25 protein-coding genes and 1 tRNA gene are annotated in these 25,864 nt (G+C 63.7%); 23 read left to right on the forward strand and 3 right to left on the reverse strand.

Translation table 11 applies throughout. The features are described 5' to 3' along the window. The first annotated feature begins 58 nt into the window (after positions 1–58). The 12 genes from JWZ97_RS18340 (at position 59) to JWZ97_RS18395 (ending at position 9,691) form a co-directional block, all read left to right on the forward strand. Positions 59–301: a helix-turn-helix domain-containing protein gene (locus JWZ97_RS18340; protein ID WP_205432104.1), complete on the forward strand. Its 243-nt coding sequence runs from the start codon at positions 59–61 to the stop codon at positions 299–301. Further along, positions 298–702 (forward strand): hypothetical protein, encoded by a 405-nt coding sequence (locus JWZ97_RS18345; RefSeq protein ID WP_205432105.1) that lies wholly within the window; start codon positions 298–300, stop codon positions 700–702. The genes JWZ97_RS18340 and JWZ97_RS18345 overlap by 4 nt, the downstream gene beginning before the upstream one ends. After that, positions 699–1,373, forward strand: coding sequence for a KilA-N domain-containing protein (locus JWZ97_RS18350; RefSeq protein ID WP_205432106.1), 675 nt, complete (start codon positions 699–701; stop codon positions 1,371–1,373). The genes JWZ97_RS18345 and JWZ97_RS18350 overlap by 4 nt, the downstream gene beginning before the upstream one ends. 309 nt (positions 1,374–1,682) lie before the next feature. Next, complete coding sequence (locus JWZ97_RS18355; RefSeq protein WP_205432107.1) at positions 1,683–1,985, forward strand: hypothetical protein; 303 nt, start codon at positions 1,683–1,685, stop codon at positions 1,983–1,985. A gap of 1 nt (position 1,986) precedes the next feature. After that, complete coding sequence (locus JWZ97_RS18360) at positions 1,987–2,409, forward strand: hypothetical protein (RefSeq protein ID WP_205432109.1); 423 nt, start codon at positions 1,987–1,989, stop codon at positions 2,407–2,409. After that, positions 2,406–2,891 carry a hypothetical protein gene (locus JWZ97_RS18365; RefSeq protein WP_205432110.1) on the forward strand — a complete coding sequence of 162 codons (486 nt, stop codon included), beginning with the start codon at positions 2,406–2,408 and terminating at the stop codon, positions 2,889–2,891. The genes JWZ97_RS18360 and JWZ97_RS18365 overlap by 4 nt, the downstream gene beginning before the upstream one ends. Then, positions 2,888–3,172: a hypothetical protein gene (locus tag JWZ97_RS18370; RefSeq protein ID WP_205432112.1), complete on the forward strand. Its 285-nt coding sequence runs from the start codon at positions 2,888–2,890 to the stop codon at positions 3,170–3,172. Before JWZ97_RS18365 ends, JWZ97_RS18370 begins: the two co-directional genes overlap by 4 nt. Continuing rightward, a complete protein-coding gene (locus JWZ97_RS18375; RefSeq protein WP_205432114.1) occupies positions 3,169–3,408 on the forward strand; it encodes a hypothetical protein in 240 nt (79 codons plus the stop codon). The genes JWZ97_RS18370 and JWZ97_RS18375 overlap by 4 nt, the downstream gene beginning before the upstream one ends. Then, positions 3,395–6,310 carry a DUF927 domain-containing protein gene (locus tag JWZ97_RS18380; RefSeq protein ID WP_205432120.1) on the forward strand — a complete coding sequence of 972 codons (2,916 nt, stop codon included), beginning with the start codon at positions 3,395–3,397 and terminating at the stop codon, positions 6,308–6,310. The genes JWZ97_RS18375 and JWZ97_RS18380 overlap by 14 nt, the downstream gene beginning before the upstream one ends. Beyond that, positions 6,304–6,909 carry a hypothetical protein gene (locus JWZ97_RS18385; RefSeq protein ID WP_205432121.1) on the forward strand — a complete coding sequence of 202 codons (606 nt, stop codon included), beginning with the start codon at positions 6,304–6,306 and terminating at the stop codon, positions 6,907–6,909. The genes JWZ97_RS18380 and JWZ97_RS18385 overlap by 7 nt, the downstream gene beginning before the upstream one ends. A gap of 207 nt (positions 6,910–7,116) precedes the next feature. Beyond that, positions 7,117–7,662, forward strand: coding sequence for a hypothetical protein (locus JWZ97_RS18390; RefSeq protein ID WP_205432123.1), 546 nt, complete (start codon positions 7,117–7,119; stop codon positions 7,660–7,662). Beyond that, entirely contained in the window at positions 7,652–9,691 is a 2,040-nt protein-coding gene (locus JWZ97_RS18395) for a phage terminase large subunit family protein (protein WP_205432124.1), read from the forward strand. The genes JWZ97_RS18390 and JWZ97_RS18395 overlap by 11 nt, the downstream gene beginning before the upstream one ends. 245 nt (positions 9,692–9,936) lie before the next feature. On the opposite strand, the gene JWZ97_RS18400 is transcribed toward JWZ97_RS18395, so the two are convergent. Beyond that, positions 9,937–10,013, reverse strand: a tRNA-Arg gene (locus tag JWZ97_RS18400). Between the two features lie 173 nt (positions 10,014–10,186). On the opposite strand from JWZ97_RS18400, the gene JWZ97_RS18405 reads away from it, so the two are divergent. The 6 genes from JWZ97_RS18405 to thpR all read left to right on the forward strand — a co-directional run bounded on the left by JWZ97_RS18405 (position 10,187) and on the right by thpR (position 16,896). Beyond that, positions 10,187–11,413: an argininosuccinate synthase gene (locus JWZ97_RS18405; RefSeq protein ID WP_205432126.1), complete on the forward strand. Its 1,227-nt coding sequence runs from the start codon at positions 10,187–10,189 to the stop codon at positions 11,411–11,413. A 412-nt stretch (positions 11,414–11,825) separates the two neighbouring features. After that, on the forward strand, positions 11,826–13,940 hold the full coding sequence (locus tag JWZ97_RS18410) for a flagellar assembly protein A (RefSeq protein ID WP_205432128.1): 2,115 nt from the start codon (positions 11,826–11,828) through the stop codon (positions 13,938–13,940). 255 nt (positions 13,941–14,195) lie between these two features. After that, the gene (locus tag JWZ97_RS18415; protein WP_240342393.1) at positions 14,196–15,128 is read left to right on the forward strand and encodes a ZIP family metal transporter; all 933 of its coding nucleotides are present in this window, start codon (positions 14,196–14,198) and stop codon (positions 15,126–15,128) included. A 7-nt stretch (positions 15,129–15,135) separates the two neighbouring features. Then, positions 15,136–15,840: a TMEM165/GDT1 family protein gene (locus tag JWZ97_RS18420; protein WP_205432131.1), complete on the forward strand. Its 705-nt coding sequence runs from the start codon at positions 15,136–15,138 to the stop codon at positions 15,838–15,840. Beyond that, positions 15,837–16,352 (forward strand): nicotinamide-nucleotide amidase, encoded by a 516-nt coding sequence (gene pncC, locus JWZ97_RS18425; protein ID WP_240342394.1) that lies wholly within the window; start codon positions 15,837–15,839, stop codon positions 16,350–16,352. The genes JWZ97_RS18420 and pncC overlap by 4 nt, the downstream gene beginning before the upstream one ends. Beyond that, entirely contained in the window at positions 16,333–16,896 is a 564-nt protein-coding gene (gene thpR / locus JWZ97_RS18430) for an RNA 2',3'-cyclic phosphodiesterase (protein ID WP_205432133.1), read from the forward strand. The genes pncC and thpR overlap by 20 nt, the downstream gene beginning before the upstream one ends. Before the next feature lie 6 nt (positions 16,897–16,902). Here thpR and JWZ97_RS18435 read toward each other — a convergent pair whose 3' ends face one another. Continuing rightward, complete coding sequence (locus JWZ97_RS18435; protein WP_205432134.1) at positions 16,903–18,660, reverse strand: hybrid sensor histidine kinase/response regulator; 1,758 nt, start codon at positions 18,658–18,660, stop codon at positions 16,903–16,905. A 6-nt stretch (positions 18,661–18,666) separates the two neighbouring features. After that, positions 18,667–19,290, reverse strand: coding sequence for a response regulator (locus tag JWZ97_RS18440; RefSeq protein WP_205432135.1), 624 nt, complete (start codon positions 19,288–19,290; stop codon positions 18,667–18,669). Between the two features lie 316 nt (positions 19,291–19,606). Between JWZ97_RS18440 and JWZ97_RS18445 the strand changes: the two genes are divergently transcribed. From JWZ97_RS18445 to alaS, 5 genes are all read left to right on the forward strand, one after another. Then, the gene (locus JWZ97_RS18445; RefSeq protein WP_205432136.1) at positions 19,607–20,383 is read left to right on the forward strand and encodes a VPLPA-CTERM sorting domain-containing protein; all 777 of its coding nucleotides are present in this window, start codon (positions 19,607–19,609) and stop codon (positions 20,381–20,383) included. Continuing rightward, positions 20,364–21,491, forward strand: a complete 1,128-nt coding sequence (locus JWZ97_RS18450; protein ID WP_205432137.1) for a DUF3466 family protein — start codon at positions 20,364–20,366, stop codon at positions 21,489–21,491. Before JWZ97_RS18445 ends, JWZ97_RS18450 begins: the two co-directional genes overlap by 20 nt. A gap of 245 nt (positions 21,492–21,736) precedes the next feature. Continuing rightward, the gene (gene recA, locus JWZ97_RS18455; protein ID WP_205432138.1) at positions 21,737–22,780 is read left to right on the forward strand and encodes a recombinase RecA; all 1,044 of its coding nucleotides are present in this window, start codon (positions 21,737–21,739) and stop codon (positions 22,778–22,780) included. A gap of 140 nt (positions 22,781–22,920) precedes the next feature. Beyond that, positions 22,921–23,256: a regulatory protein RecX gene (locus JWZ97_RS18460; protein ID WP_240342395.1), complete on the forward strand. Its 336-nt coding sequence runs from the start codon at positions 22,921–22,923 to the stop codon at positions 23,254–23,256. A 5-nt stretch (positions 23,257–23,261) separates the two neighbouring features. Continuing rightward, on the forward strand, positions 23,262–25,862 hold the full coding sequence (gene alaS, locus JWZ97_RS18465) for an alanine--tRNA ligase (RefSeq protein WP_205432139.1): 2,601 nt from the start codon (positions 23,262–23,264) through the stop codon (positions 25,860–25,862). Positions 25,863–25,864: the final 2 nt, after the last annotated feature.

Genomic DNA, 25,864 nt, shown 5'->3' on the forward strand with positions numbered 1-25,864 from the left:
ACTGAACCCGAAGCCTGGCGATAGCCGGGTATTTCTTCACCTATTCGGAGTTCTAACAATGTCGGCCATCTCAAAACCAGTCGCCGCCGCAACGGCGGCGAGCGAAATCATGGACCGCCCCGAGGCGGCCAAATATCTAGGCTTATCCGAACAAACGCTTGCGTCATGGGCCTGTACCGGACGGCATTCTTTGCCGTTCGTGCGCCTGGGCCGGCGGGTCAAATACCGCAAGTCGGACCTTGACGCCTACTTGGCCAGCCACACCGTCAACGGTGCGACCACCGAGGAGGCAGCCCAATGACCGGCGCCGATGAGATTGTTTCCGTGCTGGACGAGATAGTCGGTTGCCTCCTCTTCGACGAAGACCCCGCCAAAAAACTTATCACCATTCCTGTAGCCCTGCGGGGTCTTGCGGAAGAAATCCGCTTGCTGAGAGGGGCTATCCAGGTGCGGCCGCCCCAGCTTTGCCCGGCCCCGCCCACTCTGCGGGCGGTCTTTCGTCAACGGGACAACAAGGAGACGTTCGTCCGCGTCGTGGGCTTGTTCTTGGCCATCGAAGAGGCCGCGTATCCCCACCTGGACGGGTACATTGAGGACGATGAAACGCCGTGCTCGCAGCATTGCAACTTCGCCGGCTTCCGGTTCGTCGATGAAGCGAGTTCGTCCCTCTGCGCGGCAAGCGAGCAAGGGGGAGCGGAATGATCGGGGCGTCGAACATTATCGCCCTGGATTATCAGGGCCATGAAATAGGCTTCGCGGAAACCGGCTGGTTTAATGCCACGGAAGCGGCGGCGGGGTTTGGTAAACGGCCTGTGGACTGGTTGGCCCTGGACAGCACGCAAGACTATATCGCTACGCTGGCCGAGATTTCTAAATGTGAGAAATCCTCACTTTTAAAGACCAAGCGAGGCCGACACCACGGGGGTACCTGGATGCACCCGAAACTTGCCGTTCCCTTCGCCCGTTGGCTGGATACCCGTTTCGCCATTTGGTGCGATCTGCAAATAGACGCCCTGGTTCGCGGCACCCACCAAGCCTATGACTGGCAGAAAGCCCGCTCTGCGGCGACCAGTTCGTTCAAGGTGATGGCGGAGGTGTTGCGCCTGGTGCGGCAGGATCAAGGCAAAGCCACCGAAACCCGCCATTACATCAACGAAACCCGGGTAGTGAATTGGGCGCTATCGGGCGAGTTCAAAGCGCTGGATCGTGAGTCCCTGGCGCCGTGCGACTTGGCGCTCCTGGCAAGCCTGGAAGAGCGCAACGCCGTATGGCTGGGGCGTGGTGTCGCCTACGCCGACCGGAAAAAGATACTGGAGCAACACGCCTTGGACTGGCGGAGCGGGCAGCAGCCCAAGATCGAGAGGGCAGCATGATGGCTACCCGAGCGATGCAGCCATTGACGCCCCCGCCCACCTGCCGGCAGAATGGCCGCACTACTACTTCACACGCCTCATCACAGCGTAATCGTGATTTTTTTGTGCCTGCCATTCGGCGAACCGGGCCACTGACCCGGCGACACCAAGCAGGCCACGCCAGTTTTCAAGAATTGGCGCAAGGTCTACACCGGGGAACTAAGGCGGGCAACCGCACGAATAGCCGGGGCCGTTGTGAAGCGGTAGTTGAAGCCTTGCGCCATCCCTTTAGGGGCGGCGCTTTAATCAATCTTGATTGGAGCAACTGCCATGCAAAGTAATACCCCCAGCGAGGGCGTATCCCGCCCGAATTCCGAACTATCGGACAACCTCAAGGCCATCGTCCGACAGGTCAGCCACCTTCAATCGCTCACGTCCACCCTGGGCGCCGCCAGTCTCGCCATCGGGCCGCTGCCGGATGGCCGTGTGCTGTGCGATGAAGGCAGCATAGAAACGATTTTCCTGTTTCTGGGCGACCAACTGGCCCGGGTCTTGGATGACTTGAACGCCTTGCAAGGGCAGATAGACCCGGCTTTGAGCGGTACCGATGCCGGCAACCAGGGAGGGCGCTGAGATGGCCGCAACCAAGATCGCGTTTCCCCTTGCGCATGGCGGCGTTCTGGAAATCGACCGCTGCGGAGGCGCTCTGTCATCGGTGCCGGCCCTGGGGGCTTTGCTACAGACACGGGGGCATGACGCCGGGCTGGGCTGGCTCGCGTTCCAGACCGATGCCCCCGGGCTGGATTCCCTGCAACGCCTGTCGTACAGCGTCGGCGAGAACCTGACCGCCTACAGCGCGGCCGTGGCGCATCTGCTGGCGGTGGTCGACCGGCGTGAATTGCCGGACGGCGTGCTGAACGACGTTGCATGGCTGTTGAACGGCTTGGCGACGCTGACGGCAGAGGCTTACCTGATCCATGCGGACGCACGCGCCCAACTGGCCGTGCTGCGGGCCGCCACAAGCGAGAACGGCCAACAGGGAGGGGCGCAGTCATGAGTTATGCGCCGAAATACCTCGAAAACGTCGACTACGAAGCGCCCATCACGCTGGGCGATATTTCCGACACCTGGCTGATGACCCTTAACCAAATCGATTGGGCTGGAACGCTGGCCCATTATCTGCGTCAAGCGATCTCCGAGCCGAGAGACCCCAACGTATCGAGTCTGCTGGGCATGCTGAATTATTGGCTCGCCAGTGTAGAGAACGATCTTGATGTGGCTTTTGAAAAGCTGTGCCTGAAGTCCAAGACGGGCTCGCCGTTGGCGGAGGGTGAAGAGGACTCGGGCGCTCCGCCCGAGCCGTTGGCCCGGTGCTTGAACGACGTCGGCTCGCAGTCTCCCCGCGCAATCGCCGAGGCTATCGCGTGCGAGGCCGCCCCCTTGGCGCCCAATGATGACACCCCGTTGACCCTCCCACGATTCAAGCTGGTTCGGTTGATCGAGCAAGGCATCGTCGCTGCGCAAGGAGGCCGCTCATGAACGCACTCACAAGATCCAATGTCGAAAGCCTGGCCGTCGATATTGATGCCATCCGGCGGAGGATTTCAGGCACGGGCAGTGTTTTGGCAGTCATGGCCGGCTCTGAAATCCGGGTGGGTCAGCGCGTCGATGGCCACGTCATCGTCGATGCTGACACCCTGGAAGCCGCCTTCGATTTTCTGCAAGAAAATCTATTCCAAGCGGTTGCCGAATTGGCGGACCTGGCCGAAGGACTGCGGCGCACTGCCGCTGCCATCGCTGCCACGGAGGACCGGTCATGAGCGCCACACGCATAGACCGCGAAACCGCCAGCAAGATCAATCCCTTGATCGATGGCAACAACGCCGACACGCTGGGCCATGTCATCGCCGTGCTGGACTTCCTGTCCATCGCGTCGACGGACATGGAGTGTTACAACGAATACGGGCTGAGCAAGACCATCGACTTGTGTACGGCCGCTCTGCAATACGAAATCGACGCCCGGCCACCGGGAGGAGGTGACGATGCCCCGTCGTAAACCTCCCGATTTCGACCTCATCAAGTCCCGTGCTCTCGATCAAATCGAGGCCGTTTGCGCCCGCTGGCTGCCGAATGGCAAGCGCAGCGGGCGCGAGTGGCAAATCGGCGACCGCTTCGGCGCGGAAGGCCAAAGCCTGAAAGTACACCTGAGCGGCGACAAGGCCGGCATCTGGTCCGACTTCAGCACGGGTGACAAGGGCGGCGACCTGGTGTCGCTGGTCGCCTACGTGGACAGCATTTCCCAAGGCGATGCCGCCCGCGAGCTGGCGGCCTTCCTGGGGCTTGCTACGGACGACGAGCCCAAACCCGCCACACCAGCAGCGCCTAAACCGGCGCCAGCGCCAGCACCGGCCCCGGAGGCGGTCTGGCGGCCGGTGTTGCCCATTCCGGAAGATGCACCGCCTAAGCCTGCGGCGCACCGCGGGCACGGCAAGCCGGACGCCTGGCACGTATACCACGATGCCGCCGGCCGCCTGCTGGGCTACGTGGCCCGCTTCGAGAAGTCGGCTACACGGAAGAAGAAGGAATTCGCCTGGCTGGTCTATGCGGAACTCGCAGGCCGCCGGGAGTGGCGTTGGCAGGGATTCGATGTCCCGAGACCGCTCTACGGTCTGGATGACCTGGCGCAACGGGCCGGGTGCTTGGTCCTGCTGGTGGAAGGCGAAAAATCGGCCGATGCGGCACGGGGTTTGATGCCGGCCTGGGTCGTCATGACCTGGCCGGGCGGCTCGAAGGCGATCGACAAGGCCGACTTCGGTCCCCTGGCCGGGTGCGACCTGATTCTCTGGCCAGATGCCGACCAGCCCGGCCGCGAGGCGATGGACAAGGCCGCAGGGCTGCTCACGGAGGCCGGTGCCGCATCGGTGCGCTTGGTCGATCTGTCCTTGTTTGCCAAGCTGGCGCCTGGCGCTGATGAGGCCGGGGCGGCGATCCTGACCGAACACGCCCGCGAACTGCCGGAAGGCTGGGACGCCGCCGACGCCGTGGCGGAAGGCTGGACGGTCGATCATTTCGTTCAAATTGTCGACCGGCCGGACTTTTACGCCACGCCCACGGTGGCGGCTGAACCGGAGACGGTGCCAGCGGAATCGACGGCGGAGCCGGCGGGGAAACCTGGAAAGGCCAAGCAGAAGCCGAAAGTACCCGAGGCGGCGGAGCCCGCGACCGGCGGCGATTCGCGTTTCATGGTCAACGATGCCGGCTTGTACTACGTCGCAGCCGACAAGGATGGCGAGCTTAGACAGGTGCGTATTTCCGATGCGCTCTACGTTCCTGCACTGGCACGGGATGAAGAGTCCGCCGGCTGGTCCCCGGTGCTGGAGTTCCGCGACATGGACAGCCACTTGAGACAGGAAATCATCCCTCGGCGCCAGTTCCTGGGCGACGGCACGGACGGACCGAAGCAGCTTGCCGACCTGGGGCTATTCATCGAGCCTGGCCGGCAATCGCTGGACCGGCTCAAGGCCTACATTGCCGGCGCCAGACCGCCGAAACGCGCCCGCCTGGTGGATGCCACCGGCTGGCACGGGTCCGCTTACCTGCATCCCGAGGGTGCCATAGGCGACACGGACGAAACCTTGCTTTATCGCGGCAGCAAGCGGGCGCTCGGGGTGTTCACCGGCAAGGGCAAGCTGTCCGACTGGCAAGCGAATATCGCGGCGCTGGCGGTCGGCAATCCCCGGCTGATGTTCTCCCTGTCGGTCGCCTTTGTCGGCCCATTGTTGAAGCCCTGCGGCGGGCCGTCCTTCTGTTGTCACTGGGTAGGCGACAGTTCGGAAGGCAAATCCGGTTCACTGACGGCGGCCGGGTCTGTCTGGGGCGCTCCTGCTGGCATAGTTCATAGCTGGAGGAGCACAGATAACTCAACCGAGTATGTCGCCGCTCAGCATAACGATGGCTTGCTGATCATGGACGAACTGAAGGAGGTCGATCCCAAGCAGGCCGGCGCTATTGCCTACATGTTGAGTAATGCGAAAGGGAAGAATCGTGCCCACCATGCCGGTGGACTGCGGGAGACGTTGACCTGGCGCATAGCGATGCTTTCATCCGGTGAGTTGGGCCTAGCCGATCACCTGGCCAGCGCGGGACAGAAGGCCCACGCCGGGCAGTCGGTCCGCTTCATCGAGCTGCCGAGCAACGGCGGCGCCGAGTTGGGCATGTGGAACGAACTGCACGGACTTGCCGACGGACGCACGTTTACCGACACCCTCAAGGCCCAAGCTGGCCGCTACCACGGCACCGCCGGCCGGGCTTTCGTGGCTGCGCTGATCGAGCGGCTTCCTGATGTGCCCGGCGTGGTCAAGCGTTTGGAAGAGCGGTTCTTTCTGGACTTCGTGCCCGCCGATGCCGGCGGCCAGACCAAGCGCGTGGCCGGATGCTTCGCCCTGATTGCCACGGCCGGAGAACTGGCGGCCGATTGGGGCATCGTTCCATGGCAGGCGCAAGCCGCGTTCAACGCGGCCGGAGAGCTGTTCTCCGAATGGTTGGAAGGGCGGCCCACGGCGGGAAACCTGGAAGAAGCGCAAATACTCGCCCACGTGCGGCGCGTGATGGAAAAGAGCTGGCAGGCCCGCTTTGTCGACTGGCACAGGGTGAGTGAAGACAACGCCGACATATCCCGCATGGCGGCGGTTCAAGAGACGCTGGGTTTTCGCAAGAAAGACGTTCCCTTCAATCCGGACGACCCCGCCTTCCTGTTCTATGTCACCCGCGAGCGATTCGCGGAAGAGTTCGGGGTAAAAGCCGGTTTCAAGCCCAAGCGCGTGGCGGCCGTGCTGAAGGCGCGGGGCATCTTGAAATGCGATGCGGACGGAACCACCCTCAAGGAAAAACTGCCCAACGGAGACCCAAGATCGTATTGCATCATCGGCCGCAAATTGTGGGATGACGCGCCGTGTTGAAGTGGCTGGATACGCTCGCCACGGCTGAAAAACCGGCGGCGAGCAACGCCCTCATATCAACGTCGGTGCAATTCGGTAAAACAACTTTCCCGGTTTTCCCGGAAATCGAAACCCCCGAAATAGAAAACCGGGAAGGCTGGAAGCCGCGTGGCGTCTGGGTTTCCCGGTTTTCCCGGTTTTCCCGGTTGCAAAATGAGGGGGGCCGGGAAAAACACGGCGCAAACGTGCTGATTTCCCTTGATGCGATCCCCCGAAATCTGCCCGATCTGATGGCCGCGATTGAGCCCTTCGCCGATGCCGAGGACCGGGCCTATCTATCCGAGCAAGCCGAGAGCAATCCCGACCATGCGGCATGGTATGCCTGGCTGCTGCTGCTCACCCCACCAGCCCCGACACCCGAGGACCTGGCCGAACTGGACGGTCTGATAGTCCGCCTCTGTGAGCTGTGGCCCTGGTCCAAGGACAAGGCATCCAAGCTGCTTGCCTGTCGTGAACGAATGGCGCCCGCCCGAGTGGCCGAAGACTTGGCCCGGTTCCGCTCATGGGTGCGCCATGCTGAAGTCGAACGGGCCGCCGCTGTGGGGCGGGCAGAGGAATGATTCTGCGCGGCGAATTTTAGTCCCTAGCTCTGCCCCTTCCGAACGGTAGTATCACGCCCTGGTGAGGCTGGTGGGACGCCAAGGCGCCAGATAGAACGCGGGTCCTTCCTGGGGTTCGCGAACGCGGTTAATTCGTGCCCCGATTTTTTGGTAGTTTTAGTGGTTTCAATAGGTTGCTTTTTGTAGTTGGTGGCTGCGGAGGTTGCAATGACAATGATGACGGTACAGGCATACGCGCAGCATCGGCGCTCAGCGGGGCTGGCTGGGTGTACCCGGCAGGCGGTCGAAAAGGCGATTGCGGGCGGGCGTATTAGCATCGTCGACGGGCGTATCGATCCCGCGACGGCGGATGCCGAGTGGGAGCGCAATACCCGCAAGCGGGCCGACCTGCATTCCCGTGCTGGATTGGTAGCGATGCCGGTTACAACCCTGCCGGTCAGCGCCAAGCCGACGACAGACTGGAGCGATCACAAAGCGCGCAAAGAGGCGGCCGAAGCCAGCCTGAAAGAGCAAGAGCTAGCACGTCGTTCCGGCGAGCTGGTCGACCGCCGCGGGATGGAACGTGCAGCGCACGAGACAGCCCGCGTATTACGTGATGCGCTGATCGACACCCTGCCGAGCAAAATCAGCATGGAGCTGGCAGCCATGACCGATCCCTGGCAGGTTGAGTGCCGTTTACGCGAGGCTATCCGTGCCGAGCTGTACGCCATCGTGGATGGCCTGAGCGGTCGGGAGCCTCAGCATGCAGCTTGATGCCGCCATCTACAGCGACGGGGCGACGGCCTACCGGGAGGCGTTCGGTGCCGGCCTGCGGCCCGACCCACCGCTCTGGGTTGATGAATGGTCCGAGCAGCATATGGTGATCCCGAAAAGCTCGGGCGCGGCTGAGCCCGGCCGTTATCGGGTCGAGCGCACGCCCTATGCCCGCGAGCCCATGCGGGCGCTATCACCCGAGCATCCAGCGCTGAAAGTGGTGATCAAGGGCGCATCGCAGTTGCTCAAAACTCAGGTCGCGCTGAACTTTGTCTGCTCCGTCATCGATCGCCAGCCGGCCAACGTGATCGTATTGGAGCCCACCGACAAGCTGGCCCGCCGCGTCGCCGCCCGCTTCGACAAGATCACCCAAGAGGTCGCGCCGCTTACCCGCAAGGTAGCTAAGCGCAAACACCGTGACTCGAAAAATAGCGCGGAGACCAAGGAGTTCGAAGGCGGAACGGCCTGGTTCCTCTCGGCCCGTTCGGCGTCCAACCTGTCTGAGGCCTCAGCCCGCTATGTCGTGGTCGATGAGGTCGACCGCATCCTGCGCGAAATCAAGGGCGAGGGCGACACGGTCGGCCTGGTCGAAAAGCGCCAAACCACTTACGGCCGCAAGGCGAAAGGGCTCTACATTTCGAGCCCCACGGAAGAGGACGCCAGCCGCATCGAAGAGCTCTACCGCGAGGGCAACCAGCACCAATACCACGTGCCGTGCCCGCACTGTGGCGAGCTGCAGGCGCTCGAATGGGAGAATTTTTTCTACGAGCTCAACGCCGAAGGCCGCGGTCGCGCCTGGATGGTTTGCATACGCAACGGCTGCATCATCGAAGAGCACGCAAAGCCGGTAATGTTGCCGGACGTAAAAGCCGGCGGCAGGGCGGAATGGATCCCCAGCGCCCCCGGCAACGGCGAAACCTGGAGCTACGAAATCAGCAGCCTCTATGCCCCGCTCGGCTGGGTATCCTGGCTGGCTCTGGCGCGCGAATACGACGAAGCCAAAAAAGCCGCCGACATCGGTGATCGCGAAAAGCTGCAGGTGTTTTACAACACCCGTTTGGCGCGCACCTGGAGCAGCAAAAATGCCGTTGTAAAGCCGGAAAAACTCCGCGAAAAAGCCGAGGCCTATCCGCTCGGCATCGTGCCGATGCCGGCCCTGTCGCTCACCGCCACGGTGGACGTGCAGGGCAATCGACTGGAATGTCAAATCGTCGGCTGGGGTCCCGGCCCCACCGGGCTGGAGGCCTGGATCGTGGGCACGCACATACTCTACGGAGATCCCACGTTGCGGGAAGTGTGGAGCGAGCTGGACGAGCTGCTGAAAACGCCCGTGCGTCATGCCAGCGGCGCGCTGTTCGTCATCCGCGCCGTGGGCATAGACTCCGGCGACGGCGACAGCACGCAAGAAGTCTACGAATTTTGCCGTCCCCGTTCGCGGCGCTACGTCGCCGGCAAGCTGCAAGCGGTGCTCGCCGTCAAGGGCGCCTCGCAGGCCAAAAAGCCGGTCATCGCCGGCAGCCCCAGCAAAGTCGAATACAACTACCGCGGCAAGCCCATCATGGGCGGAACCCAGCTATGGAACATCGGCACCGACACCGCCAAGGACTGGATTTACAACCGTCTCAACCTCGCCGGCCAAATCGCCATCCACACCAGCGATCAACTGCCGATCCAGTTTTACGAGCAGCTCCTGTCCGAGGCCAAAACGACGCGCTGGGTCAAAGGCAAGCGCCGCACCAGCTATGAGTTGATCAAGCGCGGCAGCCGCAACGAGCAGCTCGACCTAATGGTATATAACCTGGCCATGGCGAATTTTCTCGGCCTGGACCGTTACACCGCCGAGCGGTGGGAAAAGCTGCGCGCCGCCCTGGTGCAAATCGACCTGCTAACCGAGCTCGACGCCCAGCCTGTGGCCAGCGCCCAGCCAGCCGATGCCCAGCCGCCGGCCATCCCCCCGCCCGCAAAACTGCCGCCCGCCACGCAGGCGCGCGGCCGCCGCGCCCGTTTTTACGTCGCCCGCCAGAGGTAACCATGCCCAACATCGGGCCCAGCCTGCAGCGCGTGAGGCCTCATTACGCCAAGTATTAGTATATGCTTATAAAAAGCAAATAAGAGAAACGTGCATGAAGCACGTAGACCGGGAAGCCCCTGGTTTGCTTGCCTTGGCTGGATCGTAGGGGGTAGGTAGCGGAACGACTTACCTGGATCGGGTAGCACAGCGGTAGCACAGGAATTTTCCGGCTCCGTCAGGATGTGCGTAAGTCATTGAAAACATGGCGCGCCCGGCAGGATTCGAACCTGCGACCAACGGCTTCGGAAGCCGCTACTCTATCCAACTGAGCTACGGACGCGTGGCCGCGTATTCTACTAAGTCTTTTACCCTTAAACAATGCGAGTGGATGCAAATTCGCGGAGAGGTCGGATTGGCGCCGCCTGGAGAATCATTCGATCCCGCGCCCTTAGGGGGCACCATCCCACGATTTCGCTATAATGCCGGGTCATTTTTACCCACTACGTGAGCATCATGTCCCAACCCAGCATCAAGAAAGTCGCCCTGGCTTATTCCGGGGGGCTGGATACTTCCGTCATCCTCAAGTGGCTGCAGGAAACTTACGGCTGCGAGGTCGTGACCTTCACCGCCGACATCGGCCAGGGCGAGGAGGTCGAGCCGGCGCGCGCCAAGGCGCAGGCCCTGGGTATCAAGGAAATCTATATCGACGATTTGCGCGAAGAGTTCGCCCGCGATTTCGTCTTCCCCATGTTCCGCGCCAACACGATATACGAGGGTGAGTATCTGCTCGGCACCTCGATCGCCCGGCCCTTGATCGCCAAGCGCCTGATCGAGATCGTCAACGAAACGGGTTGCGACGCCATCGCGCACGGCGCCACGGGCAAGGGCAACGACCAGGTGCGCTTCGAGCTGGGTGCCTACGCGCTGAAGCCGGACATCAAGGTCATCGCGCCCTGGCGCGAGTGGGACCTGACCTCGCGCGAGACGCTGCTGGCTTACGCCGAGAAGCACGGCATTCCGATCGAGCAGAAGCGCGCCGGTTCCTCGCCTTATTCCATGGACGCCAATCTGCTGCATATTTCCTACGAAGGCCGTGTGCTGGAAGACCCCTGGGCCGAGCCGGAAGAGGACATGTGGCGCTGGACCGTTTCGCCCGAGAACGCTCCGGACAAGCCGACCTACATCGAGCTGAGCTTCGAGCGCGGCGACGTCGTCGCCATCGACGGCCAGCGGCTGAGTCCTGCCAGCGTGCTGGCCGAATTGAACCGCATCGGCGGGGCCAACGGCATCGGCCGTCTGGACATCGTGGAAAACCGCTATGTCGGCATGAAGTCGCGCGGCTGCTACGAGACGCCCGGCGGCACCATCATCCTCAAGGCCCATCGCGCCATCGAGTCGATCACCCTGGATCGCGAGGTGGCGCATTTGAAGGACGAGCAGATCGCACGCTACGCCAGCCTGATCTACAACGGCTATTGGTGGAGCCCGGAACGGCTGGTGCTGCAGCAGTTGATCGACGCGTCCCAGGTCAACGTCAACGGTGAGGTGCGGCTGAAGCTTTACAAGGGCAACGTGACCGTAGTCGGCCGCAAGTCCGAGAGCAACAGCCTGTTCGACCCGAACATCGCCACCTTCGAGGACGACAAGGGCGCCTACAACCAGAAGGACGCCGAGGGCTTCATCAAGCTGAACGCCTTGCGCCTGCGCATCGCCGGCAAGAAGGGGGCGAAGTTCATCTGATGGATGGGCCGAGTCCGGCTTTTCCGGATTAGATCGCGGACAAGGAATCAACAGCTTATGGCGCTCGTGCCATAAGCTGTTTCCCTCAGCCCGTCCCTACCCAGGAACCTGCGACCGGAGGTCACTCCTTATCCCCTTCTCCCTCTGGGAGAAGGTGGCCCGAAGGGCCGGATGAGGGAAGGGACCGCTCGGTTCCAGGGCTACATCCGCGGGCCATGGGGCCGAGCGGTCTCTCCCGGAGGGAGATCGAAGTATTCGCTTCGCGACGTCCATGGTCACCGGGGTGTGCGAGGGAAGCGCTGGCCCGGCTGATGACGGTTGGGTGTCCGTGCGCCGCTTCGACCCACATTTTCCGGGGTCAGGGCGGACGCGAACAGGAAATATCTTCTGGAACAGCCTTACAGATAAAATCATGCCGCAGTTGCCAACTTCACCGAGCGACCCCTCGGCCTGTATTGAACCGGAAATCGCCCAGGCGGAATCGGGGGACGTTGCCCGGACCGATACCTCGGATGTCGTCGGCAATCTTGTCGACTTGGACGAAGGCGAAATCCTGCTCCCGAGTTTCGTGCTCCAGAAGCCGGAAGGCCTGTTCGTCGATCTCGAACGGTTGGACGAAACGCCGCAGGAGCTGTGGCAGTTCGTCACCGTCACCTTTGCTTCCGGCGCTTATTTCAAAGGGATCGATTACCCCAGCTTTCAGACGGTTCTTTTCGACCCCGCGGAAACCGCCAAGCTGCGCGCCGACCTGCAAGAGTCCGGGCTGGCGCCGCAGATTCGTTTCGCCGCGTCTCTGGCCCGCATTCCCGATGAGCGGAAACCGCTTTATCGGGCGGTGAAGACCCCTTCGGACTTTACTCAGGCTTCGTATCTGTTCGAGCCGCTGATACTCGACAGGTCCGTGGCCGGCTCGGCCGAAGACGGTTCCCCGGCCGAGGCGGTCGTCAGCGAGTCGGTGCGGTTGGATTTCGACGAATTCGTCGCCCATTTGTGGAACCGTGGCGTCCGCTACGGATTGCTTGAAGCGGAAGTCAGGGCACGGATCGCCGACGACCAGACGAAGCCTGCGTGGATGATCGTCGCCCGGCAGACCGCTCCTTCGCGTAGCAAGGACGCCGAGATCGCCGAAGTGTTCGACAAGCTGCATCGCGACCGGTCGCCTTCGATACTTTGGGATGGCAAGGCGGATCTGCGCCGCTTCAAGAACACCTTTCCGCAGATCGGCAAAGGCATGCGGCTGGTCCGCAAGCTGCCCGGCGTGGCGGGCGCTCCCGGACGCGACGTGGCGGGATTCCCGATAAGGCCGAATCCGCCCAAGGACATCGACCTGAGCCGATTGGCGGGCGCCGGGATCGAATGGGAGGCCGGCGAGGAAGGCGAGTTTCTGGTGTCTGGAATGGATGGGTACGTCAACATCGACACCCGCTCGCAGCAATTCTTCATAACCGAGCGACTCGTCAATCGCGAGGGCATCGGCGTCCGAACCACCGGCAGCCTCGACATCGTGGCGGACCAGTTCGAGGAGCACGGCGACGTCGAACAGGGCTTTTCGGTGACCGGCCATTCCATCCGCGTCAAGGGCAACGTTTTCGGCGGCGTCATTTCGAAAGGCGGGGTCGTGAAGGTGCGCGGCAACGTCCTGAAAGGGCAGGTGCGAAACGCCGACGGGCCGATCGAAATCGGCGGCTTCGCCTCGCATGCCCATATCGAATCGACGCAGGGGGAGGTGCGCTTGAGCCGGGCCGAAAATTCGGTGATTCGCGCCCGCACCGTCGTTCTGGACGAAATCCGGAACTGCATCGTCGTGGGCGACACCATCGAAATCGGCAGTCTGCAGAATTGCCTGGTCGGCGGAAAAGCCATTTCCGTGGGAAGGGCCGGGCTGAAGCCCGGGCTTTCCGGGCGGGATGAAAACGTGTTTGTGCTGGAAGTGCCCGATCTCGCGGATTTGGGGCGGCACATCGACGAGGAGAGCGGGGCGATTGCCGAGGCGGAGCTCGCCGTCACGGCGAAAAAGGCCGAGTTCGAAAAGAACAGCGCCCGCTACGGCGAGGTCGTGGCGACGCCCGCCGTACGGAGCTATCTGGAAAACGCCAAGAAGGTGAAGGAATTCCAGGCGAAAGGCGGGGTGCTGACGGCGGAACAGAGCAAGGCGCTCGCCCAGTTGCGTGGCAAGGTGGCGAATGAACTCGCCGAAATCGCCGAACTTTCGGCGGCGCTGAGGGGACTCGGCGGCGAGCTTGAGTCGCTGGAACTATCCCTCGAAGAACGGCGGGCGATAAAAGCCGCGTACGAAGCACAGGCCGGCGAGCTTGCCGAAGGCGTGGTCATCCGCATCGAGTCCGTCGCAGGCATGTCTGTAGTGAGAAAAAGGCGGATCACGTCGACTTCGCCGCGGCTGCTGACCATGAGCAATTCCGCCGAACTGCGTCGGGAGCTCGATTCCCTGGGCAGCGGCCAGGACCGTGTATTCGAGGTCGATTCCGGCACGGTCGACTGGGTATTCGAGCCGTCGCCGGAGAAATAGCGAGAGCTCCGGGCGGTGCTGCGGTCGCCGCGTGGCGTGGGTTGCCGCTTACGATGAGGGTGATAGGATGCCGCCATCTTCAATACGGCCGGAATCGACCCGGCTCCCTAGCCGGGGGAGAAGACGCACCGGATGGCGCACCGGGAGTTGGGCATCCTCGCCCAGCCCGGCGTTCCGTACTCCTGCGGGGGAACCCATACAACAGGCCAGGTCGCCAACCTGCCCCTGGATACAACAACAAGACGGATGACGATCATGAACATACATGCCCTCGATACCCTGGAAGCCATCGTAAAGAAGTTCCTGACCTGGCCCTTCTACCAGCAGTTCAGCGCGCAGTCCGCGCTGGCGCAGCGCCTGCTGGTGTTTGCGTCCATTGTCCTGTACACGACGGTCATCCTGGCCTTCCTGTATTTCTTCATCAATCCCATCGTGGCCTATGGCTCGCTGGCCAGCATACTGGCCGGTTTGGCGACCGGCCTGGGCGCTTTGCCCGCCTTGTTCTTCAAGGAAGTCAACCAGAAGACCTTGTACATCATGCTGGGCGGCGCGGCCGGCGTGATGCTGGCGGCGACCTCGTTTTCCCTGGTGGTGCCGGGCATCCAATACGGCAACCAGCTCTGGCCGGGCAAAGGCATGCTCATCGTTGCATTCGGCATGCTGGTGGGGGCCTTGTTTTTGGAGTTGACCGACCGTTGGCTACCGCACGACCGTTTCGTCGGCCAGGACGCCGAGACGACGGGATCCCTGCGCAAGATCTGGCTGTTCATCATCGCCATCACGGTGCACAACTTTCCCGAAGGCATGGCGGTCGGCGTCAGCTTCGGCTCCGGCGACTGGCACAACGGCACGGCCCTGGCCATCGCCATCGGGCTGCAGAACATCCCGGAAGGTCTGGCGGTGGCTCTGCCCCTGGTCGGTCTGGGATACTCGCGCAAACAGGCCTTGTTGATCGGTACCTTGTCCGGCCTGGTCGAGCCCATCGGCGGTTTCCTGGGCGTGGCCGCGGTGACGGTGTTCTCCTCGCTGCTGCCTTTCGGCATGGCCTTCGCCGCCGGCGCGATGCTGTTCGTGATCGCCGACGACATCATTCCCGAGACCCAATCCAAGGGCAAGGCGCGCTCGGCCACCTTCGCGGTGATGATAGGTTTCGTCGTGATGATGGTGCTCGACAATTTGTTGACCTGAGGCGCCGATGTCCTGTTTGTTGTCTTTCGATTGGTCCTCGCTGCTCGAGCGTGTCCGGCCGCCACGCGAGTGGGTCGAGTGGGGTGGTGTTTCCGCCAGCAGCTTCGGTCTGATCGTCGCCGCCGAGATGGGCGACAAGAGCCAGTTGGTCTGCATGACTCTGGCCGCGCGTTACCACCGGGCCTTGCCCATCGTCGCCGGGGCGACGGCCGCCTTCGCCATGCTCAATCTGGCCGCCGTGATCTTCGGTGCGGCGGTGGCACGCTGGGTGCCGGAATTCGTCGTCGGTGCCGCCGTAGCCGTGCTGTTCGCTTTTTTCGGTTTGCGTTCCCTGCTGGCCGCGGAAGAGGATGAAGACGGGGAGGAAACGGTCAAGAGCGGCCATGGCATGTTCTTGACGACCTTGCTGATGATCTTCGCCGCCGAGTTCGGCGACAAGACCCAGTTGGCCGTGGCCGGCATGGGTGCGGCTTTTCCGCCGACGCCGGTCTGGCTGGGCGCCACCCTGGCGCTGGCGACCACTTCCGCGCTGGGCGTGTGGGCGGGACGTACCCTGCTGCGCCGCATGCCCGTGCATCTGCTGCACCGTTTGAGCGGCGTGCTGTTCCTGGGCTTCGCCGCGTTCGCGGCCTGGCGTCTGCTGCCCGAAGGCGCGGTCGGCCAGTGGGTGGAAGTTGTTGCGGCGAAGGCCGCAGGATTATGGCGGCGGTGAGCGAGGAGGAATTGTATCGCCTGGCCGAGCGGCTGGGCGCGTGCTTGCTCGAACGGGGGCTCAAGCTCGCGACGGCGGAATCCTGCACCGGAGGCTGGGTCGCCCAATGTGTGACGGACGTGGCCGGTAGTTCGGCCTGGTTCGAGCGCGGATTCGTGACCTATAGCAACGGATCCAAGCAGGAATTGCTGGGCGTGCCCTCCTCGGTGCTGGAAGCTTATGGGGCGGTGAGCGAAGAAACCGTGCGCGCCATGGCGGCGGGCGCGCTGAACGCCAGCCGCGCCGATTGCGCCGTCGCGGTGAGCGGCATCGCCGGGCCGAGCGGAGCGGTGCCCGGCAAGCCGGTGGGTACGGTGTGGTTCGCCTGGGCTACGCACACAGGGGCTGTCGCCACCCGGTGCGCGCGCTACGAAGGCGACCGCCGCGCCGTGCGCCGGCAGGCGGTGGCCGAGGCCTTGCGCGGCGTGTTGGCGCTTTACGAGGAAGCGGGCGGTGGCGGCGGCGGGGCTTGAAGCCCGGCGCTTGTTTTTCGCGGTCTGGCCCGAAGAGAGTACGCGCGCGGCTTTGTCGGCACTGGTCCGCCGGCTCAAGCCGGACATCGACGGCCGCTGGATGCCGCCTGAGACCTGGCATTTGACGCTGGCCTTCCTGGGTTCCGTGGAGGCCGAGCGGGTGGCCGAGGCGCGAGCCTGCGGCGATGCCGTCCGCGGCGAGGCGGGGCGTCTGAAACTGGACCGGGTCGAATACTGGCGCCGTCCGGACGTGCTATGCCTCACCTCGTCGCTGGGCTCGGCCGCTCTGGAAGGTTTGGCCGTGAGTCTGGCCGATGTCCTGCGTCGCGCCGATTTCCGATTGGAGAAACGGCCGTTCAAGGCTCACCTCACCTTGGCGCGCAAGCTACGTCGCCTTCCGCAAGAACTGCCGCAGTCGGAGCCCGTCAGCTGGCCGTACCGGTCGTTCGGCCTGGTCGAGTCGGTGCCGGCGGATAAGGGATCCTGTTACCAGACCCTGCATACCTGGCCATTGGCCGCAGGAAAGCTGGACGGGCGCGGCTGAACCGGCTCATTCCGCCACAACAACGCTCAGGGCTTCCTGAAGCACGTCGCGGTTGATCGGTTTCTGCAGCAGGGGATAACCCCGCTCCCGGCTTTTTTGTAGCGATTCGGGCGCGGTTTCGCCGGTGATCACCAGAACCGGGAACCGTCCGTGTCTATCCTGCAAACGGCTCGCCAGCGTGGCGCCGTCTTCCGTCCCTCGCAGCCTGAGGTCGACGATCAACAGATGGGGAGCACCGGCGCGGTGGAACAGCGCTTCCGCGGTTTCGACCGAGTCGGCGGTTTCGACCTGAGCCTCCCAGGTGCTCAGCAGCCCGCTCATGCTTTCCAGGATGTCCGGCTCATCGTCCAGAACGTAGATGCGTTTGCCGCGCAGCCGGACCGAAAAGGTGTGCGTTTCGGTGGCCGGTTTGTCGTCGGACTCCGGGTCGACGGTGGGGAAGCTCACGGAAAAGCACGCCCCCTCATCGGAGCCGGAAGCCAGGGATATTTCGGCCCCTATCAGCTCGCAAAGGCGCTGCACGATGGCCAGGCCCAGCCCCACGCCCTTGCCGTGGTCGCGCCCCGGGTTGTCCAGCTGGTAGAACTCCTCGAACACGCGGGCCTGTTCGTCCGGCGGTATGCCTTTGCCGGTGTCCGCCACCCTGAGTATGCCGGCGGCGCCCCGGCGCAGCGTGCTCACCCTGACCTCGCCGCTTTCGGTGTATTTGATCGCATTGTCGAGCAGGTTGCGGGCGATGCGCGCGGCCGCCAGCGGATCGTCGCGCAGACGCACCGGTTCCAGCTCGCAGACCAGGCGCAGACCCTTCTCGGCCGCGGCCCTCGCGTATTCGGTGCAGATGTCCGCCACGACCGCATTCAGGAAGAATGCCTGCCGCTCCGGCGCGTAATGTTCCGCCGACAAGCGGGAGAGGTCGAGCAGTCCGTGCAGCAATCCGCCGAGATTGCGGACCAGCCGGTCGATGTTGCGGGCGATCTCGGGCAACGCGCCGGGCGCCGGGTTAGCCGAGAGCACGGCACTGTAGATCGACAGGGCGTGCAGTGGCTGGCGCAGGTCGTGGCTGGCGGCGGCCAATACCCGCGCCCGCGCCTTCGACGACTGTTCGGCCCGCGCCACGGCCGAACGTACTTCGGAGTTGCTTCTTTCGAGATCCTTGACCACGCGGTCGCGTTCGCGCCGTATGGCGACCGAGCGTCTCAGCAACTGTTCGCCGTCCGCGGCGACGCTGATGATGAACAGCCAGTAGAGGGCGGCCAGACCGCCCACCACCGCCACCTGATGCGGATGGAGGCTAATCCAGGCGAGGCTGACGGGGGCCAGGATGAACAGCGAATAGGCCGCCAGGATAGGCCGGGAAGAGGCCGCGACGGATACGCCCGCCGCGGGCATGGCGAAAAGGATGATGGTCAGCAAGGCCTGTTCCGGGAGCGGAATCTTGGCCAGGAAGAGCGCGCCGCCCGAGCCTATGATGCCGCCGACCATGCCCGCCAGCAGGATCAGCCGGCGGTGGGCCGCCTGCGGATCGAGTGCCTCGCCGCGCTCCAGCAAGGCCTTGCCGTAAGCGCCGCGCAGGCATTCCCCCAGCACGGCCGATGCGGCCCAAGCCATGAAGCTGGGTATGGCTACGTGGCGGAATACCAGCAGGAAAAGGCCGACGACCAGCAGCAGCTGAACGTAAGGCAGACGGGTGAGGACGCGCGCATGCAGACGCACCAGTTCGCCCAAGATCTCCCGCTCGATGTCGCGGCCAAGCTCGTCGCCCATGGCGGGTCAGCCGGAGTCCAGCCGCAACTTGAGGCGGGCGGCCTCGATGACCGCCTCGGTGCGGTTGTGCACGCCCAGAAGCTGGAATACCGAGGCGATATAGTCCTTGACCGTATGCTCGGACAGGCCAAGTTCGCGGGCGATGGATTTGGTCGGGAGCCCGCGGCACAGACCTCGCAGCACGTCGCGCTGCCGCGGCGAGAGGGCGACCGGCGGGGCGTCCGGTTCCGCAGGCCGGTCGAACGGCGGCGGCAGGTAAATCTCGCCGGCCAGCACATGCCGCAGGGCCACGGCCAGCGTCTCGGGCGGCGCGCTCTTGGCGATGAAGCTCATCGCCCCGGCCTCGATGCAGGCCTGTATGGCGCCGCTTTCCTCGGTCGAGGAAATCACCACGATGGCTACGTCCGGCGCGGTGGCCTTGATGCGGGCCAGGGCGTCCAGTCCGTGTTCGTTGCGGAGGTTGAGGTCGAGCAGGCAGAGCGGCAAATCGGGATGACGGCTCGCGAGTGCCAAAGCCTCACCTATCGTGCCGGCTTCCAGCACGACGGCGTCCTTGCCCAAGGTTTCCAGCAGCAGGCGCAGGCCGGCTCGAAATAGGGCATGGTCATCCAGCAGCAAGATCTTCGTCACTTAGCCGGCCGCTCCCACGGTACCGTTCGGGTTGAGCTCATCGAAATCCGCATTTCGGCCGGACAGGGCGTCCGTTTTTTCCGGGGCCTGCTTGCAGCATCTCCGGTCCAAATCTCCAGGTCGATCATATTTCGGCATATCCACGCGGCGGGCAACCCCCTCGAACGGGGGAATTGCCGGTCGCACAGGCGGTAATTAGTCTCAGGACCCGAGCGGAAAACGTCGCGTTGGCGGGGAATCGCGGAGAGCCGGGAGTTTGCGCGCAACGTTCGAGTGGAGGCTCGTCTTGTCCTAAACAACCTGGAGTTTAATTGCGATGCACCCTAACTATCTGACACACAAGCTTTCCCTGGGGCTCACATTGTTTGCCCTGTCCTCTTCGGCCTGGTCTCAGCAGATCGCGATCGACCATTACGATATCAACGAAGCCGTATTGTCGGGCCATGGCAACTGGTTTCATACCTACGACGGTACCATCACGCCGGGAGCCCATTTCGTGAATATCGAACCCGCCGGCACCGTAGCGACCTACCAATTCGGCAGCGGTACCCTGAACGACGGCGTGGTCGGCGGGACGGGCGCCTCACAACTTTTCGTCACGCCGGCCGCGTCCGACGGCACGGTCATCCGGCCGGCGATATTCCTGACCCTGGATGTTTCCAAGCCCTGGCGGGTCGACAAAGTGGAAATCTATGGCGGGGAAGTCGCCACCAATAGCATTCCGGGAGCGATCACCGCCGTCGACGTCGGCGTCTTGGGACCGACCGGCGGCGTTCCGGTCATCTCTTTCAACACCACGCCTTTCGGGCCGACGCAGAACAAGGACGGCATCGACGTCAACGACCTGATCGACTTGAGCGCTACGCCGCTGGCCTCGACTCCGGCTTGGGCCTTGGTCCTCAGCAATTTCCAGGGTACGGTCGGCAATTGGTTCTCCATCAGCGAAATCAAGGTTTACGGCGAACCGGTCGCGACCGTTCCCGTTCCCGCCGCGGCGTGGTTGATGGGCTCGGCCCTGGCGGGCCTGGTCGGTTACGGTCGACGTCGCGGGTCGAATCCGATAGGAGAGGGATATGCACGGTCTGGCGATTAAAGCCGGGGCGGCCCTGCTCGCCGGCTCGATGCTGGGGGCGGGCGCGGTTTCGGCCGCCCCCGTTTACCGCGTGGTGGATCTCGGCTTCGTCAACCGCTTTTCACCACAGTCTCTCGCCCTGGGAGTCAACGAAAGCGGGACCGTCAGCGGCGTGAGTGGCGTGACTGCCGTGACGGGTAACGGCGGCCCGCCGAAAACGGTCGGCAACGGAATTCCGTTGGCGATCAACGACGGCGGCCAGGTCGGCGGGTATCGCTACGAATTCCGGCCGGGCGGCAGCGTTCCCCAGGCCGTCGTTTGGAACGGCAGTGCGGTCGGCGCCTTACCCGGTACCACGCCCAGCTTCGGGGTAGGCCTCAACAATGCCGGTCAGCTGTCGGGAACGCTGCAGACGGAAAGCGGGGCTTACCGCGCGTTCGTCTGGAACGGCGTCGATCTGCAAACCCTAGGCACCCTGGGCGGCGCCAGCAGCTACGGCACCGGCATCAACGACCGCGGGTGGCTTACCGGAGCCGCCAGGACGGCGGCGGGCGAGTACCATGCCTTTGTCTGGAAGGGCGGCGACTTGCAGGATCTGGGTACCCTGGGTGGGGATCTGCCGGACAGTTACGGGGTCGCCATCAACGAAGCGGGGTGGGTTACCGGCTGGTCCTTCCGTTACGACGAGGACGACAACCCAATCTCCCATCCCTTGCTCTGGGACGGTTCCTCGCTGCGGGATCTGGGCGTGCTTCGAGACGGAACCAGCGCTTACGGCTACGACCTCAACAACCGCGGCCAGGTGGTCGGAAGCTCCCAGCTCTATCTGGATCTGTACGGGTTCGGCTACGGCTACGGCAGTCCTCCGTCAGACGCCTACGCCTTCCTGTACGACCACGGAACGCTCTGGAATCTGGATCACTTGCTGGTAGCGGCCGACGCAGGCTGGAACGTCGTGTTTGCCACCGGCATCAACGACGCGGGCCAGATAGCCGCCAGCGGATGTCACCCGGTCTTGGGTTGCCGCGCCTTGAGGCTCGATCCGGTCGCAAGCGTACCCTTGCCGCCCGGATCCGCGTTGCTGCTGAGCGGGGCCGGCCTGCTCCCGGCGTTCCGGCGCAAGACCTGAAGAGAGCGGCCCGCCTCAAAAGGCTTTACCGTTCGCCTCCCGCGACAAGTACGGAAAAGCCGCTTCCCTTCTTCATCTCCGACGGGTGATGCTCGCCTACGCGGTGGGTGCCACCCGTTTCCGTCTTCCCGGCGCATCGATACACCGACCGAACTGGCGGCCGTCGAGAGATCACCCTATGCCCGACCGTAAGCCTATGGAATAATAAGCGCATTAATCACAGCAATATCCACGGATAGCAAACAATGGACGAGAACAAGAAAAAGGCCCTGAGTGCCGCGCTTTCGCAGATCGAAAAGCAGTTCGGCAAGGGCTCGGTGATGCGCATGGGCGACGTCGCCGTGCACGATATCGAGGTCGTTCCCACCGGTTCGCTGGCCCTGGACATCGCCTTGGGTTGCGGTGGCTTGCCGCGCGGGCGCATCGTGGAAATCTACGGGCCGGAGTCGTCGGGCAAGACCACCCTGACGCTGGAGGTCATCGCCCAGGCGCAGAAGCTGGGCGGCGTGGCGGCCTTCGTCGATGCCGAGCACGCCCTGGATCCGGCCTATGCGGAGAAGATAGGCGTCGATCTGGACGACTTGCTGGTGTCCCAGCCGGATACCGGCGAGCAAGCTTTGGAAATCGCCGACATGCTGGTGCGTTCCGGCAGCGTGGACGTGGTGGTCATCGACTCGGTGGCCGCGCTCACGCCCAAGGCCGAGATCGAGGGCGAAATGGGCGATTCCCACGTGGGCCTGCAGGCGCGTCTGATGTCGCAGGCCTTGCGCAAGCTGACGGCTAACATCAAGAAGTCGAACACCCTGGTGATCTTCATCAACCAGATCCGCATGAAGATCGGCGTGATGTTCGGCAATCCGGAGACCACTACCGGCGGCAACGCACTCAAGTTCTACGCCTCGGTGCGCCTGGACATCCGCCGCACCGGCGCGATCAAGAGCGGCGACGAGGTGATCGGCAACGAGACCAAGGTCAAGGTGGTCAAGAACAAGGTGGCCCCGCCTTTCCGCAACGCCGAGTTCGAGATCCTCTACGGCGAAGGCGTGTCGCACGAAGGCGAACTGGTCGATCTGGGCGTCAACCTGGACATCCTGCAAAAGTCGGGATCCTGGTACAGCTATGCCGGCGACCGTGTCGGGCAGGGCAAGGACAACGTGCGCAACTACCTGAAAGAGCATCCGGAGATCGCCAACGAGATCGAGGCGAAGATCCGTGAGAAAGCGCTGGCAAGCAGCGTCCCGGCTCCGCTGAAAGCGGGCGGCAGGGCTCCCGTCGAGGAAGAGAGCTGAGCGATCCCGACGCGTTCCGGCAGGCGCAAGCCGATTGTCTGCGTTGGCTGGCGCGCCGGGAATACAGCCGCACCGAGCTGATTCACAAACTTCGGGGCAAGGGGCATGACGAAGCCACGGCCCGTTCGGCCGTCGATGCCGTGAGCGAAGACGGTTTGCAGAGCGACGAACGGTGCGTAGACAGCCTGGTGCGCGGGCGGGTCGCGCGCGGGCAGGGGCCGCAACGGATACGGCAGGCATTGCGCGACAAGGGCTTGAGCCCGGGTTCGGCCGATGCTTTGGCCGGCTATGACTGGGCGGCCGTGATCGCCGAGGTTTACCGGCGGAAATACGGGGCATCCCAGCCGGCCTCGCCTAAGGAGCGCGCTTCGCGCATGCGTTTCCTGGCCCAGCGGGGTTTCAGCGGCGAGCAGATCTCGGCCTTGTTCCGGCGCTTGCCCAGGGCCACAGAATTCGAAGACTTGGATATAGATTGACGCTTATGACCAGCGCTGAACTGCGTAAGTTATTCCTCCAGTATTTTGCCGATCGCGGCCATGCCGTCGTACCGACCAGCCCGCTGATACCGGCCAACGACCCGACCCTGCTGTTCACCAACGCGGGCATGGTGCAGTTCAAGGACGTATTTCTGGGCCGCGAGGAGCGCCCCTATGTGCGGGCCACTTCTTCTCAGCGCTGCGTGCGTGCCGGCGGCAAGCACAACGACTTGGAGAACGTCGGCTACACCGCGCGGCATCACACCTTCTTCGAGATGCTGGGCAATTTCAGCTTCGGCGACTATTTCAAGCGCGACGCCATCCAATACGCCTGGGGCTTTTTGACCGGCACCTTGGGGCTGCCGCCCGAGAAGCTCTGGGTGACGGTCTACGACCAGGACAAGGAAGCCGAGGAGATCTGGCTGAAGGAAGTCGGCGTCGATCCGAACCGCTTCACCCGCATCGGCACCAAGGACAATTTCTGGTCCATGGGAGACACCGGCCCCTGCGGTCCCTGCACCGAAATCTTCTACGACCATGGCCCCGAGATCGCGGGCGGACCCCCGGGATCACCGGAAGAAGACGGCGACCGCTACATCGAGATCTGGAATCTGGTCTTCATGCAGTACGACCGCTCCGCCGACGGCACGCTGACGCCGCTGCCCAAACCCTCGGTCGACACCGGCATGGGATTGGAGCGTCTCGCCGCGGTCATGCAGGGCGTGCACAGCAACTACGAGATCGATCTGTTCCGCAATCTGCTGACGGCCGCCGCTGGCCTGGTCGGCGTGTCCGATCTGACCAACAGCTCGCTGCGGGTGATCGCCGACCACATCCGTTCCTGCGCCTTTTTGATCGCCGACGGCGTGCTGCCGTCCAACGAAGGGCGCGGCTACGTCTTGCGCCGCATCATCCGGCGCGCCATCCGCCACGGCTACAAGCTGGGCCAGCGCGAGCCCTTCTTCCACCAGCTCGTGGACGCCTTGTGCGCCGAGATGGGCGAGGCTTACCCGGAGTTGGTCAAGGCCCGCGATACCGTCGAACGGGCCTTGCTCAAGGAAGAAGAGCGCTTCGCCGAGACCCTGGATCAGGGCATGAAGATCCTCGATGCCGAGATCAAGTCCCTGGTCGGCAAGGTGATCGCCGGCGAGACGGCCTTCCAGCTCTATGACACCTACGGCTTCCCGGTCGATCTGACCGCCGACGTGGCGCGCGAACACGGGCTCAGCGTGGACATGGCCGGCTTCGACGCCGCCATGGAGGCCCAGCGCGAACGCGCGCGAGCGGCCAGCCATTTCGCCGCCGATTACTCGCACGATATCCAACTCGATGCGCAGTGCCGTTTCACCGGCTACCAGTTCCTGGCCGGTCAGGCCCGCGTGTTGGCGCTGTCCAAAGACGGCCAGTCCGTCGATCGCCTGGAAGCGGGTGAGGATGGCGTGGTGGTGCTGGACGAAACACCTTTTTATGCCGAGTCGGGCGGCCAGGTGGGCGACCGGGGCGAAATCGTCGCCGATGGCTTCCGCTTCGAGGTGACCGACACGCGCAAGCAGGCCGGCGATTTGATCCTGCACGTCGGCCGCGTCGTTTCCGGTGCTCTGAGGGTCGGTGCCGTCGCGGACGCGCGCGTGGACGAGGCACGCCGCCGTGCCACGGCCCTCAACCATTCCGCCACCCATTTGCTGCATGCGGCCTTGCGCCGGGTGTTGGGGGATCACGTCGCCCAGAAGGGCTCGCTGGTCAATCCGGAAAGGCTGCGTTTCGACTTCTCCCATTTCGAACCGATCAGCGCCGAGCAACTGCGCGAAGTCGAGCGCCTGGTGAACGCCGAAATCCGCCGCAACGCCGCCGTCAGCGCGGAGACTATGGCCAAGGACGACGCGGTAAAGGCCGGCGCGATGGCGCTGTTCGGCGAGAAATACGGCGACGAGGTGCGAGTATTGCGCATCGGCGATTTTTCCACCGAACTGTGCGGCGGAACGCATACGGAGCGGGCAGGCGACATCGGTTTCTTCAAGATCGTGACCGAGACCGGCGTGGCCTCCGGCGTGCGCCGCATCGAGGGTGTCACCGGCCAGGGCGCGGTGGAATGGGTAGAGGCCGGCGACGGGCTCATCCAGGCGCTGAGCGAGCGGGTCAAGGCCGGTCGCGACGGGCTGGACGAAAAAGTCCAACAGATACTCGACCGCAATCGCCAGCTCGAAAAAGAGCTAGAGAAACTCAAGTCCAAGATGGCCAGCGCCGCCGGTTCCGATCTGGCGTCCCTGGCCGTGGAGATCGCCGGTTTGAAATTGCTGGTGGCGCGGCTCGACGGCACCGATCCCAAATCCCTGCGCGATCTGGTCGATCAGCTCAAGAACAAGCTGGGCAGCGCGGCCATCGTGCTGGCGGCGGTACAGGAAGGCAAGGTCAGCCTGATCGCCGGCGTGACCCAGGATCAGACCGGTCGCATCAAGGCCGGCGACCTGGTCAACGTCGTAGCTACCCAAGTGGGTGGCAAGGGTGGTGGCCGGCCCGATCTGGCGCAGGCCGGCGGCAACGACGCCTCCAAACTCGATGTCGCTCTTCAGGGCGTGCCCGATTGGGTGCGCCAGCGCTTGGCTTAATC

Origin of the sequence: Methylococcus sp. EFPC2, assembly GCF_016925495.1 — a bacterium.
In the GTDB taxonomy this organism is placed as follows: Bacteria; Pseudomonadota; Gammaproteobacteria; order Methylococcales; family Methylococcaceae; genus EFPC2.

Excerpts from the sequence above, each read along its gene's own strand:
- alaS (WP_205432139.1), top strand. The coding sequence starts at position 23,262 with ATGACCAGCGCTGAACTGCGTAAGTTATTCCTCCAGTATTTTGCCGAT.
- JWZ97_RS18380 (WP_205432120.1), top strand. The coding sequence starts at position 3,395 with ATGCCCCGTCGTAAACCTCCCGATTTCGACCTCATCAAGTCCCGTGCT.
- JWZ97_RS18370 (WP_205432112.1), top strand. The coding sequence starts at position 2,888 with ATGAACGCACTCACAAGATCCAATGTCGAAAGCCTGGCCGTCGATATT.
- JWZ97_RS18445 (WP_205432136.1), top strand. The coding sequence starts at position 19,607 with ATGCACCCTAACTATCTGACACACAAGCTTTCCCTGGGGCTCACATTG.
- JWZ97_RS18410 (WP_205432128.1), top strand. The coding sequence starts at position 11,826 with ATGCCGCAGTTGCCAACTTCACCGAGCGACCCCTCGGCCTGTATTGAA.
- JWZ97_RS18345 (WP_205432105.1), top strand. The coding sequence starts at position 298 with ATGACCGGCGCCGATGAGATTGTTTCCGTGCTGGACGAGATAGTCGGT.
- JWZ97_RS18405 (WP_205432126.1), top strand. The coding sequence starts at position 10,187 with ATGTCCCAACCCAGCATCAAGAAAGTCGCCCTGGCTTATTCCGGGGGG.
- JWZ97_RS18420 (WP_205432131.1), top strand. The coding sequence starts at position 15,136 with ATGTCCTGTTTGTTGTCTTTCGATTGGTCCTCGCTGCTCGAGCGTGTC.
- JWZ97_RS18450 (WP_205432137.1), top strand. The coding sequence starts at position 20,364 with ATGCACGGTCTGGCGATTAAAGCCGGGGCGGCCCTGCTCGCCGGCTCG.
- JWZ97_RS18365 (WP_205432110.1), top strand. The coding sequence starts at position 2,406 with ATGAGTTATGCGCCGAAATACCTCGAAAACGTCGACTACGAAGCGCCC.
- JWZ97_RS18375 (WP_205432114.1), top strand. The coding sequence starts at position 3,169 with ATGAGCGCCACACGCATAGACCGCGAAACCGCCAGCAAGATCAATCCC.
- JWZ97_RS18435 (WP_205432134.1), bottom strand. The coding sequence starts at position 18,660 with ATGGGCGACGAGCTTGGCCGCGACATCGAGCGGGAGATCTTGGGCGAA.
- JWZ97_RS18395 (WP_205432124.1), top strand. The coding sequence starts at position 7,652 with ATGCAGCTTGATGCCGCCATCTACAGCGACGGGGCGACGGCCTACCGG.
- JWZ97_RS18415 (WP_240342393.1), top strand. The coding sequence starts at position 14,196 with ATGAACATACATGCCCTCGATACCCTGGAAGCCATCGTAAAGAAGTTC.
- JWZ97_RS18355 (WP_205432107.1), top strand. The coding sequence starts at position 1,683 with ATGCAAAGTAATACCCCCAGCGAGGGCGTATCCCGCCCGAATTCCGAA.
- JWZ97_RS18350 (WP_205432106.1), top strand. The coding sequence starts at position 699 with ATGATCGGGGCGTCGAACATTATCGCCCTGGATTATCAGGGCCATGAA.
- JWZ97_RS18390 (WP_205432123.1), top strand. The coding sequence starts at position 7,117 with ATGACAATGATGACGGTACAGGCATACGCGCAGCATCGGCGCTCAGCG.
- JWZ97_RS18360 (WP_205432109.1), top strand. The coding sequence starts at position 1,987 with ATGGCCGCAACCAAGATCGCGTTTCCCCTTGCGCATGGCGGCGTTCTG.
- recA (WP_205432138.1), top strand. The coding sequence starts at position 21,737 with ATGGACGAGAACAAGAAAAAGGCCCTGAGTGCCGCGCTTTCGCAGATC.
- JWZ97_RS18340 (WP_205432104.1), top strand. The coding sequence starts at position 59 with ATGTCGGCCATCTCAAAACCAGTCGCCGCCGCAACGGCGGCGAGCGAA.